The organism is Fictibacillus sp. EA-CB0309 (assembly GCF_055814265.1).
On sequence record NZ_CP169271.1, the window covers coordinates 476,061 to 488,792 of the forward strand.

General features: G+C 44.0%; 12 protein-coding genes and 3 pseudogenes. 13 read left to right on the top strand and 2 right to left on the bottom strand.

Annotated features, from left to right (window positions below; all coding sequences use genetic code 11):
* The first annotated feature begins 2 nt into the window (after positions 1-2).
* From ACEWFH_RS02775 to ACEWFH_RS02785, 3 genes are all read left to right on the top strand, one after another.
* Positions 3-569: a DinB family protein gene (locus tag ACEWFH_RS02775; RefSeq protein WP_473726014.1), complete on the top strand. Its 567-nt coding sequence runs from the start codon at positions 3-5 to the stop codon at positions 567-569.
* Between the two features lie 87 nt (positions 570-656).
* Entirely contained in the window at positions 657-827 is a 171-nt protein-coding gene (locus ACEWFH_RS02780) for a XapX domain-containing protein (RefSeq protein ID WP_289494006.1), read from the top strand.
* Between the two features lie 7 nt (positions 828-834).
* The gene (locus ACEWFH_RS02785; protein WP_473726015.1) at positions 835-1,608 is read left to right on the top strand and encodes an alpha/beta fold hydrolase; all 774 of its coding nucleotides are present in this window, start codon (positions 835-837) and stop codon (positions 1,606-1,608) included.
* Here ACEWFH_RS02785 and uvsE read toward each other — a convergent pair.
* Positions 1,601-2,557, bottom strand: a complete 957-nt coding sequence (uvsE, locus tag ACEWFH_RS02790) for a UV DNA damage repair endonuclease UvsE (protein WP_473726016.1) — start codon at positions 2,555-2,557, stop codon at positions 1,601-1,603. The genes ACEWFH_RS02785 and uvsE overlap by 8 nt on opposite strands.
* An 89-nt stretch (positions 2,558-2,646) precedes the next feature.
* Between uvsE and ACEWFH_RS02795 the strand changes: the two genes are divergently transcribed.
* On the top strand, positions 2,647-2,790 hold the full coding sequence (locus ACEWFH_RS02795) for a hypothetical protein (protein WP_473726017.1): 144 nt from the start codon (positions 2,647-2,649) through the stop codon (positions 2,788-2,790).
* A gap of 119 nt (positions 2,791-2,909) precedes the next feature.
* Here the strand turns inward: ACEWFH_RS02795 and ACEWFH_RS02800 are convergent, their stop codons facing one another.
* Complete coding sequence (locus tag ACEWFH_RS02800; protein WP_473726018.1) at positions 2,910-3,968, bottom strand: phospholipase D-like domain-containing protein; 1,059 nt, start codon at positions 3,966-3,968, stop codon at positions 2,910-2,912.
* A gap of 202 nt (positions 3,969-4,170) precedes the next feature.
* Here ACEWFH_RS02800 and ACEWFH_RS02805 point away from each other — a divergent pair.
* From ACEWFH_RS02805 to ACEWFH_RS02845, 9 genes and pseudogenes are all read left to right on the top strand, one after another.
* Positions 4,171-6,302, top strand: a pseudogene (locus ACEWFH_RS02805) (4Fe-4S dicluster domain-containing protein).
* A 154-nt stretch (positions 6,303-6,456) separates the two neighbouring features.
* On the top strand, positions 6,457-7,641 hold the full coding sequence (locus tag ACEWFH_RS02810; RefSeq protein WP_473726019.1) for an acetyl-CoA C-acetyltransferase: 1,185 nt from the start codon (positions 6,457-6,459) through the stop codon (positions 7,639-7,641).
* Between the two features lie 15 nt (positions 7,642-7,656).
* On the top strand, positions 7,657-8,508 hold the full coding sequence (locus ACEWFH_RS02815) for a 3-hydroxybutyryl-CoA dehydrogenase (protein ID WP_473726020.1): 852 nt from the start codon (positions 7,657-7,659) through the stop codon (positions 8,506-8,508).
* Between the two features lie 89 nt (positions 8,509-8,597).
* Positions 8,598-9,209 carry an acyl-CoA dehydrogenase family protein gene (locus tag ACEWFH_RS02820; RefSeq protein ID WP_473726021.1) on the top strand — a complete coding sequence of 204 codons (612 nt, stop codon included), beginning with the start codon at positions 8,598-8,600 and terminating at the stop codon, positions 9,207-9,209.
* Positions 9,206-9,439, top strand: coding sequence for an acyl-CoA dehydrogenase family protein (locus ACEWFH_RS02825; RefSeq protein ID WP_473726022.1), 234 nt, complete (start codon positions 9,206-9,208; stop codon positions 9,437-9,439). The genes ACEWFH_RS02820 and ACEWFH_RS02825 overlap by 4 nt, the downstream gene beginning before the upstream one ends.
* Positions 9,341-9,735: pseudogene (locus ACEWFH_RS02830) on the top strand (acyl-CoA dehydrogenase family protein); the annotation flags it as partial. The gene ACEWFH_RS02825 and the pseudogene ACEWFH_RS02830, both read left to right, overlap by 99 nt.
* 15 nt (positions 9,736-9,750) lie before the next feature.
* A pseudogene (locus ACEWFH_RS02835) lies at positions 9,751-10,892 on the top strand (acyl-CoA dehydrogenase).
* A gap of 240 nt (positions 10,893-11,132) precedes the next feature.
* Positions 11,133-12,089 carry a methylmalonyl Co-A mutase-associated GTPase MeaB gene (gene meaB, locus ACEWFH_RS02840; protein ID WP_473726023.1) on the top strand — a complete coding sequence of 319 codons (957 nt, stop codon included), beginning with the start codon at positions 11,133-11,135 and terminating at the stop codon, positions 12,087-12,089.
* Positions 12,090-12,099: 10 nt separating this feature from the next.
* Positions 12,100-12,723: a TetR/AcrR family transcriptional regulator gene (locus tag ACEWFH_RS02845; RefSeq protein WP_473726024.1), complete on the top strand. Its 624-nt coding sequence runs from the start codon at positions 12,100-12,102 to the stop codon at positions 12,721-12,723.
* The last annotated feature ends 9 nt before the right edge of the window (positions 12,724-12,732 follow it).

The window sequence follows — 12,732 nt, forward strand, 5'->3', positions numbered from 1 at the left end:
AAATGAACACATCCAACAAAAGCCCTTATTTCATCGGACAGATCGAAGGGTACTCAAAAGAATTTTCTAACTTGATTTCTATGATGGATTACACGAGGGAAACGACGATTTGGGAAGTGCAAAATTTATCCGTAGAAGAACTCGACTTTAGAATCAATGGAACGGGCAATTCGATCGGCATGCTGCTCGCTCATCTTGTAGCGGTGGAGAAAATCTATCAATTTATAACGATTGATGGGAAAGACATGCCTGATGAGGAGATTGATCGTTATGCAGAAACCCTTCAGCCTGCACTCGATTTAGGTGAAGCGGCGACCATTATCAATGGAAATACCGCTGAATTTTATTTAGAAGACTTGAAAAAGACACGAGAGATCACGCTGAAGCATTTTCAAAAACTTTCAGATTCATGGTTATACGAGACAACGCCATGGTGGGATAATGAGCTCGGAAACAACTATTTTAAATGGTTTCATGTTTTCGAAGATGAACTGAGTCATCGCGGCCAGATACGAATCATTAAAAAGCAATATGAACTTGTGAACGCCTCCACCACCCCTCAAGCTTAATTGCAATGAAATAGGGATATTGTAAGGAGATCGTGCCATATTAATAAGAGATAGGTTTGGAAACTCGTTTGAATGAGGGGTACATACATGAAATTGATCTTATTATCATTGATAACAGGCGCCCTCGTAGGCTTTGTTTTTGCCCTGTTAAAATTACCGATTCCAGCGCCGCCTGCATTACCTGGCATCATGGGTATCGTTGGTATCTATTTAGGATATCAAGTGTATATTTGGATGGCAGGAACATTTTTAAAATGAGGATAACATGGCTTTAGCCGGACTGACCTCTGAGTTTCAAATCTACTATGAAAAGTTAGGAACGGGTGCTCCCCTCGTATTTTTACATCCGTCGGGTATGAGTCATCTCGTGTTCAAGTATCAAAAGGAACTATCCCAATACTGCCAAACCATATTTCCAGATGTTCGGGGCCATGGACGTTCATCTGTTAAAGACCCAGAGACGTTTACGATATATGATTTAGCGGATGATGTGGCAAATCTTCTGGACCATCTGTTAATTGACGAGGCGTATATTTGTGGTTATTCTGCAGGAGGCTCGGTCGCACAGGCTTTTGTACAAAAGTATCCGCATCGGACTAAGGGACTTATTTTAAGCGGGGGCTTTTCTCAAGTTTCTACTTTTGCACTTAAAAAGCAGTTCCAAACAGGAATAAGGCTGGCTAAAAATGCACCAGCCCTACTAAAACAGATTCTTGTAAGCACACATTCAAATTCCCTTCAGGATCGAAAAGAGATGCTGTCGTATCATAACCAGTCAGATCCAAAAACGTGGGAACGATTTTATAAAGAAAGCTTTATGTTTCATTGCACAGATCAGTTAAAAGAGTGGCGGTTCCCACTGCTGTTCATTTATGGCGATCAAGCGGAATATATGCACCCTTACAGAAGGATCTATACAAAAAATGTTCACCCTAAGGCAAAGTTCGTCATATTAAACAAAGCTCTGCACCAGCTTCCAATCAAACATTACGAAAGCTTTAATGCGGAGCTAAAAAACTTTATCATTGGGCCTACATAAGGATCGTGCCACCGCTCATCCTTTTAAAGCCGCGTACTTTCTCCAGCTCATCAATCAGCTGAAGGACGGCGCGGTCTTTTTGTTTCGCTTCAATCATGACGTCCAGCTCATCTGTGAAATTAGATATCATCTTAAAAAATGGAAGCACATAGTCGAGGCTCACATAATCGTGGTGACTTCTGTATGCTTTTTCGTCTTTAGGTGATGAGAGGTGAACCTTAGGAGGCCGACCAGTGTTTTTCCAAGTCGCAATAAACCGCGGAAGCAGTTCTTCGAGCGACCCATCGTCATCAGGATTTGCTTTGTAATGGTGGTAATCAAACATGAGCGGAATGCCTTCGTTCTCACAAACCTCAAGTGTCTCTTTTGTAGTAAATGTTTTGTCGTCATTTTCGAGTGTCATTCGGCTTTTTACGTCAGCGGGAAGCATTTTAATATTTTCATAAAATCGTTCTAAAGAGGAGGCTTTGTCCCCATAAGCACCGCCGATATGGATGTTGATATAGCTGCGGTCCTCGATGCCCATTCCTTTAAGAAGGTCATAATGATACTGCATGTCTTTCACCGCGTTAACGGTTACCTCTGGTCGCGGGCTTGTAAACAGTGTGTATTGGTTCGGATGCATGCTCGTTCTAATATTGTACTTTTTAACGAGTTTCTCAATTTCACTGCACTCTTTTTTCGTCTTCTGTAAAAAATCCCAAGCTGCTTCAGGGTGTGTAGCCAAAGGGACGATAGAAGAGGACATCCGATATAACGGAAGTTCGTGCGCGATGCAGTAATGAAGCACACGAAGGGTCCGTTCTAAATTATTTTTCGTGATCGCGAGCAGTTGTGCTTCGCGTTCTTTTTCTTCGCGTTTCTGATACGTTGCGAAGGTCATTGTTTTTGCAGGTGAGGCCTCATATAAGTTGAGAGCCGTTGATACAAAACCAAAAGATGTTAACATGTTTGGCCCCCTGTTGTTTTATTTTTATTGTTTTTTGTAAAAGTTGATGCTGTTAAATTGCTTCGTTGATTGGTTGATTGGAGTGTAAGGTGCGAGACTCCTGCGGGAGAAGCGGTCAGGTGAGACCCTTAAGACGCAAAGCGGCAAGGGGCTCACCGCCTGCCCCGCGGAAAGCGAAGCACCTGGAACGGAAATCAACCACTCTCAAGAGCAACAAAGTTCTAGCTTTATAAAAAAGGCGAAAGGATAAACCCGATCACTTCTTTTAGGCGTACTTTAACAGTTCTCGTCTTTTTGAGCCGTTCGAGCGTCAGTTTCTCAGAACGGGCAAGATCAGACTCAAGCACTTTTTTTACGGCTTGAATAGAATCTTTATCGGTAAAAATACAATTGATCTCGTCGTTATAAAAAAGCTGCGCAGATCAAAGTTTGCGGTACCAATATCGCAGATTGATTCATCGAACATTAATACTTTTGAATGATAAAAACCTTCATGAAATTGATAGATCTCTGCTCCAGCTTCTAAAAGCGGTTTTATGTACCGATAAGACGCTTCTTGTACAAAAGGATGGTCGGGATTCATAGGTACGACTAACTTAACGTTTACACCGCGATCTATTGCAGATAAGAGTTCCTTGTTCATCTTCTTACCCGGAATAAAGTAAGGTGAACCTATAAAGATGCTTTTTTCGGAACGTTTTATTTTTTCATAAAAGAAACGATAGGCCGCATCGCCTTTAGAGGGAAGGAGCATGAATGCCACGTCACGAACATCATCGTGTGGATATGCTAACTGCGTCATCATCTTATCATTCGTCGATCCATTCCAATCATCGATGAATAAACGCTGTAACTCATGTACGACGGCACCTTTTAATTTTAAATGATAATCACGCCAATCCCCAAATCTTGTGACTCTGCCAATATATTCATTTCCCACGTTATATCCGCCGATGTATCCGATCTTGGCATCAATAATGGTAACCTTTCGATGATTTCTGTGGTTGATGCGATATAAAAGGTAAGGAAACTGAGGTTTGTTGCTGTATTCAAAATGAACACCCGCATCTTTTAAGTTTTGAATGGTCTTCTTCTTTACGCCGTGACTTCCCATATAATCGAGAAGAAGCCTAACTTCCACGCCATTCTTTGCTTTTGAGATTAATCTCGTCACCATCTCACTGCCAAGTTCGTCATCACGTAAAATGTAAAATTGTATGTAGATTGACTCTGATGCTTCATCTATATCCTGAAACAGTGAATCGAAAAAATGGGAGCCCGTTGATAGGAGATGCATGCTGCCACTTGTTGTTACAGGAGGTTCTTCCTTTGAAATCGTCTGTTTATGTCCTAAATAAAAATCAATCCACGCTAAAATCCCCACGATTGCAATCGCTAAAACGATCCACATCTTCATCTCCTCCTTCTCCCAAAACTTTTATTTAGTATGCCCTTGCCATTTAAAACGACTAAAAAAATTTTTTGATGAGATGTTGACTGAATGCTCATTCATTTATTTTTTATGATATAATGATGTCAGAAAATTAATTTCATTTAGAATTATTAAAAGAGAAAGAATTAGGGAATAGCAGGAGTGGAAGGGAGAGAAATTGATGAACGGCTTAATGGTAGCAAACTGGCTTGCATTTCTTTTTGTAACCGCTTACGCATTGTTTTTGTTCGTTTATGTGGTGAAAACAAGGTACGAGTTTATCAAGCTCGGCAAAAAAGTGGAGTTCGACCATACGGTACAAGAAAGAATCAAAGCAGTCTTAGTCAACGTATTTGGTCAAAAGAAGCTGTTAAAAGATAAAAAAGCGGAATTATCCACATCATGTTCTTTTATGGATTTATTCTTGTCCAGTTCGGAGCGATCGATTTTATTTGGAAAGGACTCGCACCTGGGTCTCATCTGCCGCTCGGGCCGCTTTATCCAGGGTTCACGTTTTTCCAAGAAATCGTAACGACGATGATTATGATCGCAGTCGTGTGGGCTTTTTACAGAAGATATGTTGAAAAGCTTGTACGTCTGAAGCGAGGCTTTAAGTCAGGATTAGTGCTTCTGTTTATTGGCGGCTTGATGCTCTCGGTACTAGTAGGGAATGGGGCAGAAATCATCTGGCATGATCTCCCTTATGAGTGGACGGCTCCAATTGCATCCGTTATCGCGATGGCTCTTGGTTTCCTAGGTGAAACCGGTGCTGCAGTCGTATTCTTTATCTCTTGGTGGATTCACTTATTGTTCTTATTAACATTCTTAGTGTATGTGCCGCAATCCAAGCACGCTCACTTAATTGCCGGTCCGCTTAACGTTTGGCTTGGCCGCAAAGATAAAGTAGGAAAACTGTCTTCTATTAACTTTGAAGACGAAACACAAGAAGTTTTCGGTGTGAATAAGATTGAAGACTTCAATCAAAAGCAGCTTGTTGATCTCTACGCATGTGTAGAGTGCGGTCGCTGTACGAATGTTTGTCCAGCAACGGGCACAGGTAAGATGCTTTCACCGATGGACATGATCGTTAAGCTTCGTGACCATCTAACGGTAAAAGGGGCAGCTGTTACATCGCGTACACCTTGGATGCCAGCATTTGCGTTCTCGAACACAACAGGCAACCAGATCGCTTTTGAAGCGAGAGGGAAGGGCGCCGAGGAAACAGCTGCTGCAACAGACGGATCATCTGCATTTGCGTATGATGTAGAAATGATCGGTGAAGTTATGACAGAAGAAGAGATCTGGGCTTGTACAACTTGCCGTAACTGTGAAGATCAGTGTCCTGTAATGAACGAACATGTCGATAAGATTATCGACATGCGCCGTTACCTTGTCTTAACAGAAGGTAAGATGGATGCTGAAGCGCAGCGTGCGATTAAGAATATTGAAAAGCAAGGAAACCCTTGGGGAATCTCGAAAAAAGAACGCGAGAACTGGCGTGAACTGAAAGAAGATATCGTGGTTCCGACTGTAAAAGAGAAAGAAAAAGCGGGTGAAGAGTTCGAGTACCTGTTCTGGGTAAGTTCGATGGGTGCTTATGATAACCGTTCACAAAAAATCGCGCTTTCTCTTGCGAAAATCATGAACGAAGCGGGCATCACGTTTGCGATCTTAGGAAACAAAGAGAAGAACTCTGGTGACACGCCTCGTCGTCTTGGAAACGAGTTTTTATTCCAAGAGATGGCGAATGCAAACATCGAACTCTTTGAAAAGCACGATGTTAAGAAAATCATTACGATCGACCCGCATGCATATAACACGTTTAAAAATGAGTATCCTGAGTTTGGTCTAAAAGCGGAAGTCTACCACCATACAGAACTTTTAGCTGAATGGATCAAAGAAGGACGAATTCAGCCTAAATATGAAGTGAATGAAACAATCACGTACCACGATTCTTGTTACCTTGGACGCTATAACGAAGTATACGAGCCGCCTCGCGATATTTTAAAAGCAATTCCTGGCGTAAAAGTGGTCGAGATGGACCGCAACCGTCAAAACGGTATGTGCTGTGGAGCGGGTGGCGGAATGATGTGGATGGAAGAAAAAGCAGGATCGCGTGTAAACGTTGCGCGTACAGAGCAAGCCCTCGCTGTAAATCCAACCATGATCGGAAGCGGATGTCCTTATTGCTTAACGATGTTGAGTGATGGTACGAAAGCGAAAGAAGTAGAAGATACAGTACAAACGTTAGACGTTGTTGAAATCTTAGAAAAATCGATGTTTGGGTCTCAAAAACAAGAGATTCTTCAGTAGTCTGAGCATGTAAATAAGCTGCCCGCGTATGAGCTGGCAGCTTCATGCTTGGGGATTGGTCGACTGAGCGTTCGCTCGGCTCGTCTGCAATAATTTATGTAAGCGTTAACAATAAGTGTTCAGCTTCAACATTTCAAAACAGGAGGTCTTTCACATGACAAAATCAGTAATCGTTAGTGGTGCACGTACACCTGTCGGGAAGTTTGGCGGGGGATTAAGCTCTCTTACGGCATCAGATTTAGGTGGAATCGCCATTAAAGAAGCACTTCAACGAGCAAACGTCGCTCCAGAATCTGTTGATGAAGTCATTTTAGGCTGCGTTCTTCAAGGCGGGCAAGGTCAGATTCCTTCTCGTCAAGCGGCTCAAAAAGCAGGTTTACCTTGGGAGACGAAGACAGAGACGATCAACAAAGTATGTGCTTCAGGTCTTCGAGCAATCACACTAGCAGACCAAATTATCCGTGCGGGTGATGAGGAGATTATCGTTGCTGGCGGAATGGAGTCGATGAGCAACGCACCATACATTTTACCGAAAGCTCGCTGGGGTCTTCGTATGGGTGACAGCTCAGTGAAGGACCTTATGGTGCATGACGGATTAACGTGTACGTTTACAGGAGTTCACATGGGAATCTACGGAAATGACGTGGCAAAAGAGATGGAAATCTCACGTGATCGCCAAGATGAGTGGGCGTACCGCAGTCATAGCCGTGCTGTAGCGTCCATTGATAAGGGTATTTTCGCTGAAGAGATCGTTCCGGTAGAAGTGCCTCAGCGTAAAGGTGATCCGATCGTGGTTTCTCAAGATGAGTCGCCTCGTAAAGATACGTCGGTAGAATCTCTTGCTAAATTAAAACCTGTATTCTCTCAAGACGGGACGATTACAGCAGGGAACGCACCTGGCGTGAACGACGGTGCTGCAGCGGTAGTTGTGATGAGCGAAGAACGTGCTGAAAAAGAAGGAAAAGAAGTGCTCGCAACCATTTTAGGCCACACGGCGATTGCAGTTGAAGCGAAGGATTTCCCGAAGACGCCAGGACTTGTAATCACTGAGCTATTAAAGAAAACAGGAAAATCATTAGAAGAAGTAGATCTTTTTGAAATAAATGAAGCATTCGCGGCTGTTGCGTTAACGAGTGCAGAGCTTGCTGGATTAGATCTTGAAAAAGTGAACGTGAACGGCGGCGCAGTGGCATTAGGTCACCCGATTGGGGCGAGCGGCACGCGCATCGTACTGACGTTAATCCACGAATTAAAAAGACGCGGCGGCGGACTTGGTATTGCATCGATCTGTTCAGGCGGCGGTCAAGGTGACGCGATTTTAGTAGAAGTAAAAGCATAGAGGAGGACGTAACACATGAGCATTCAAAACATTATGGTGATTGGAGCAGGGCAAATGGGTTCAGGGATTGCACAAGTTTGTGCGATGGCTGGCTACTCCGTGGTTTTGCACGATATGAAAGACGAATTCGTACAAAAAGGGATCGGCATCATTCAAATAAACTTAAACCGTTCCGTTGAAAAGGGCCGTATGGATGAGAGTGAAAAAGAAAACATCCTTTCTCGTATAACATCTTCTACTTCTTTAGAGAACGCGTCCAACGCTGACCTTGTGATTGAAGCGGTTGTTGAGAACATGGATGTAAAAACGCAGCTCTTTAAGATGCTTGATCAATATGCGCCAGCACATGCAATTCTAGCTTCAAACACATCATCACTTCCGATTACAGAGATCGCTGCAGCAACCGAGCGTCCTGAAAAAGTGATCGGCATGCATTTCATGAACCCTGTACCGGTTATGAAACTTGTAGAAATCATCCGTGGTCTTCAGACAGCAGATGAGGTGTATGAAACGATCGAGTCTGTATCTAAGAAGCTGCAAAAAGTACCTGTTGAAGTGAACGATTTTCCAGGGTTCATCTCAAACCGAATCCTTATGCCGATGATCAACGAAGCGATTTTCGCGGTGTATGAAGGTGTAGCGACACCAGAAGCAGTGGATGAAATTATGAAACTCGGAATGAATCATCCGATGGGACCGTTAACTCTAGCAGACTTTATCGGACTCGATACATGCCTGTACATCATGGAAACACTGCATGAAGGCTTCGGCGACGATAAGTACCGTCCGTGTCCTTTGCTTAGAAAATACGTGAAGGCAGGCTGGCTAGGAAAGAAATCAGGCAGAGGCTTCTACGAGTACGCCTAGGGGTCTGACCCCACACAAAGACAAAAATTCCATTTTTGTCTTTGTGAGAGAGACACGCATCACAGAGAAAAAGGAAATGGGGAGAGACCATGAACCTCGTGTTTACAGAAGAACAAAAGATGATGCAGAAGATGGTACGGGATTTTGCACAAAAAGAGATAGCACCGGCCATTGAGCATATGGAAGAGACAGAAGAGTTTCCGCGTCATCTGATCACGAAGATGGCTGAACTTGGACTGATGGGCATTCCGATTCCAGAAGAGTATGGCGGAGCGGGAATGGATTTTACGTCGTACATTATCGCGATCAACGAATTATCAAAGGTGAGTGCGACGATCGGTGTGATTTTATCCGTTCATACGAGTGTTGGAACAAATCCAATTCTTTATTTCGGAAATGAAGAACAAAAGAGAAAATACATTCCTAAGTTAGCGAGTGGAGAGTACCTTGGGGCGTTCGGACTTACAGAACCTAGTTCAGGTTCTGATGCAGCAAGTTTAAAAACGAGAGCTGTTAAACAAGGCGATCATTACGTTTTAAATGGCTCGAAGATTTTTATTACAAATGCAGGCGAAGCGGATGTGTATATCGTGTTTGCTTCCACTGCGCCAGACAAAGGCAGCTACGGAATCTCAGCCTTCATCGTAGATAAAGATACACCAGGTTTTTCAGTAGGAAAGAAAGAGAAAAAATGGGGTTGAACGGATCGAACACGTGCGAGATCGTTTTTGAAGATGCACGCGTTCCTGCTGAAAATCTGCTTGGTAAAGAAGGAGAAGGCTTTAAGATTGCGATGAGCAACCTGGATGTGGGCAGGATCGGAATCGCTGCTCAGTCGCTTGGAATTGCCGAAGCGGCATTAGAATATGCGACAAACTATGCAAAGAGAGAAAGCAGTTCGGCAAGCCGATTGGTGCGAATCAAGGGTTAGCATTCAAATTGGCTGATATGGCGACAAACGTTGAAGCCGCAAAACTTTTAACCTATCGTGCGGCAGATTTAAAGACAAACAGCATGTCATGCGGAAAAGAAGCATCGATGGCAAAGCTTTTCGCATCAGAAACGGCGATGAAATCAGCGATCGAAGCGGTGCAAGTGTACGGAGGCTACGGTTATACGAAAGAGTATCCGGTAGAGCGATTGTTCCGAGACGCGAAGGTGTGTCAGATCTATGAGGGAACAAGTGAAATTCAGCGAATGGTGCTCAGCAAACATTTACTAGGATAAGAGGGAGAGATAGAGATGCAATTTATGTTATCTGAAGAACATGAAATGATCCGCAAAATGGTGCGTGATTTTGCACGAAACGAAGTAGAACCAACAGCAGCAGAACGTGACGAAGAGGAGCGCTTTGACCGCGCAATTTTCGACCAAATGGGAGAGCTTGGACTTTGCGGTATTCCTTGGCCAGAAGAGTACGGCGGGATTGGTGGAGACTATCTTGGTTATGTGATCGCAGTAGAAGAACTATCACGCGTCTGTGCGTCAGTCGGTGTAACACTTTCTGCTCACACGTCACTTGCAGGATGGCCCATCTTTAAGTTCGGTAACGAAGAGCAAAAGCAAAAGTTCCTTCGTCCGATGGCAGAAGGAAAGAAGATCGGAGCATACGGTTTAACAGAGCCAGGTTCTGGGTCTGATGCAGGGAATATGAAAACAACGGCTAAAAAAGACGGCGACCATTACATCATCAATGGTTCTAAAATTTTCATCACAAATGCTGGAGACGCTGAGATCTATGTCGTGTTTGCACGCACAGATATTGAAGCAGGAACGAGAGGAGTTTCCGCTTTCATAGTAGAAAAAGGGACACCAGGCTTTTCTTTTGGGAAAAAGAAAAGAAACTCGGAATTCGTTCATCTCCAACACTAGAGATCATTTTCGAAGACTGCCGAGTGCCAGCTGAAAACTTGCTTGGCAAAGAAGGAGAAGGCTTTAAAATTGCGATGATGACACTTGACGGCGGGCGTAACGGAATTGCTGCTCAAGCCGTTGGGATCGCACAAGGCGCACTGGATGCTTCCGTCAATTACGCAAAAGAGCGCAAGCAGTTCGGTAAGCCGATCGGTGTAAACCAAGGAATCGGATTTAAACTCGCTGATATGGCTACAAAAGTTGAAGCAGCAAGACTTTTAACCTATCAAGCTGCATGGAGAGAATCAGAAGGTCTTCCATATGGTAAGGAATCCGCGATGTCGAAGCTTTTCGCAGGAGACATTGCGATGGAAGTGACAACAGATGCGGTTCAAGTATTCGGCGGATACGGCTACACGAAAGAATATCCAGTTGAACGTTATATGCGTGATGCGAAAATTACGCAGATCTATGAAGGTACACAAGAAATTCAGCGTCTCGTTATTTCTAAGATGCTTTTGAAGGATTGATTTGTGAGTTTGTGAGAGGTTGATCTGTGCTCTAGGCGCTTCGCTTTCCGCGGGGCAGGCGGTGAGCCACATTCGTACGTTTTACTCTTAAGTGTCTCACCTGACCGCTTGTCCTAGCCGAGAGTCTCACGCCTTACGCTCCAATCAACTTCATCAATGGAGAACAAAACAAAAGTACAAACCTCTTAGAGATTAACCTTCACAAATAACAATTACAGAAACTAGTTTTAGGAGGAAACCATGCATCCATTAGCACAGCGCATCCAGCAAAAAGATGAACGTGCTCTCGCGAAAGCGATCACACTTGCCGAGAACAACGGTGAAGACAAACTCGAGCTTTTAAAGAGCATCTATCCTCAGCAAAAAGGGGCCCACTGGATCGGTATCACCGGTTCACCTGGTGCTGGGAAAAGCTCGCTCGTTAACCGTCTTATCTCTTTTTTGCGTAAAAAGGAGATGACCGTTGCGGTTGTTGCCGTTGATCCGACGAGTCCTTTTAGCGGTGGCTCTATACTAGGAGATCGAGTCAGGATGGCTGACCATTTTACCGATCCGGGTGTGTTTATCCGAAGCATGGGGACGCGCGGAAGTCTTGGCGGACTCTCTCGTTCTACGAAAGAAACGGTAAGGCTGATGGATGCGTATGGTTTTGATGTGATTTTAATAGAGACAGTAGGAGTGGGGCAGTCAGAACTCGACATTATGAAGCTAGCGGATTCGGTTGCGGTTGTGTTAAACCCGGGCAGCGGGGATGTTGTTCAAGTCTTTAAGGCGGGAATCATGGAAATCGCTGATCTGTTTGTTGTGAACAAAGCAGATATGCCAGGGGTTCCGAAGCTGCTCGCAGAGATTGAAGCGATGCTCGATCTAGTGAAACATGACAGTCCTTATCGCCCTCCAGTCGTTCAGACGGTTTCTACTGAAAATAAAGGATTGCAGAAGTTGTGGGATGCTCTTTGTGAGCACCGTAACTATTTAGATAAAAGCGGTGAAGGAAAAGAACGGAAGCTTTCAAACCTTAAGCGTGAGGTAATGGAAGTGGTTCAGCATGAAATTTATCAGCAAGTGTGGACACACGAACAGAAAAACGGGTTCTCCTGGCTGGCCGACTTAGAATCAGGTAACACAGACCCTTATACAGCTGCAGAACAAATTTTAAAAGAACGTTTGCAGCCGGCTGACGGGAAACAGAAATGAGGGAGGCCAATTGGGTAAGAAAGAAGTGCCGTCGCTCGTAAAAGATGAAAAATTAATTCAAAGGCGACGGGAAGAAATGGTGAAAGCGGCGGTGTCTCTCTTTAAAGAGAATGGATTCCACCGCACGACTACCCGTGAGATCGCAAAAGCTTCAGGCTTTAGCATTGGCACACTTTACGAGTACATCCGTTCAAAAGAAGATATTCTGTATCTTGTTTGCGACAGCATCTATGATGGCGTAAAGCTGAGGCTGCAGCAGGACATAAACGGTGAAGATAGCGGAATAAAAGGTGTTGAACGTGCGATCACAGCTTATTTCAAAGTGATGGACGATATGCAGGATGAAGTGCTCGTCATGTATCAGGAAGCAAAGTCACTTTCTCATGAAGCACTTCCTTATGTGTTGAAAAAAGAGCTGGAGATGACGGCGATCTTTGAAGAACTGCTTTTTAAAGTGGTAAAGCAAGGCGAACTGGATTTATGCGAAAAAGAGATTCAGGCAGCAGCTCACAATATTTTAATCATAGGTCAGATGTGGACGTTCAGACGCTGGGCGCTGCAGAAGATGTATACCTTGGAAGAATATACGCAATTACAGCTTCAACAATTGCTTTATGGCATAAAAGGAGCGTAAGAAAGGATG